This window comes from Lactobacillus gigeriorum DSM 23908 = CRBIP 24.85 (assembly GCF_000296855.1).
Classification (GTDB): Bacteria; Bacillota; Bacilli; order Lactobacillales; family Lactobacillaceae; genus Lactobacillus; species Lactobacillus gigeriorum.
The window spans coordinates 1-517 of sequence record NZ_CAKC01000087.1 but is presented as its reverse complement, the minus strand read 5'-3'; the positions used below and the strand labels follow the sequence as shown (position 1 = coordinate 517).

Sequence of the window (517 nt, the reverse complement as noted above, 5' to 3'; positions counted from 1 at the left end):
TTTAAATCATATAAATATTTAAGAAAGCAAGATTAGACTAATGGTTTATGGGTTACCGCAAAAATATTGACACTTACAACTATAAGTGCTTGGCTTTACGAACTAATGAGAAAGCGGTATATTTATTTTTATTAATACTTACTTAAATTGCGAGGTAATAATTTATGACTGCAGTGACTGAACAAGAATTAGCTGAATTTTCAGCAGATTTTAACAGTAAGCCCGAAAATCAAGTGGTATCAAGAGCAGCTCGGCGTAGCGGTGTGTTGGAAGCTTCTTTCAATGATCGGGTCAGTGAAAACTTCAACCATGTTTTCTCGACTGAATTGGAAGTAGGTGGCGTTACTAACCAACAACAATCTGGTCGTTGCTGGGAGTTCTCAAGTTTAAACTTATTGCGCCATTTCTTTGGTAAAAAGTACCACGTAAAAGACTTTACTTTTTCTCAAGCTTACAACTTCTTTTGGGATAAGGTAGAGCGGGCTAACGCTTTTTACAATGCTACAATCCGTTTAGC

Annotated in this window: 1 protein-coding gene; it reads left to right on the top strand. The window is 36.4% G+C overall.

The features are described 5' to 3' along the window. Window positions 1-164 precede the first annotated feature (164 nt). Window positions 165-517: C1 family peptidase (locus tag BN52_RS08185; RefSeq protein WP_040473514.1), on the top strand; the 353-nt coding region annotated here is incomplete at its 3' end.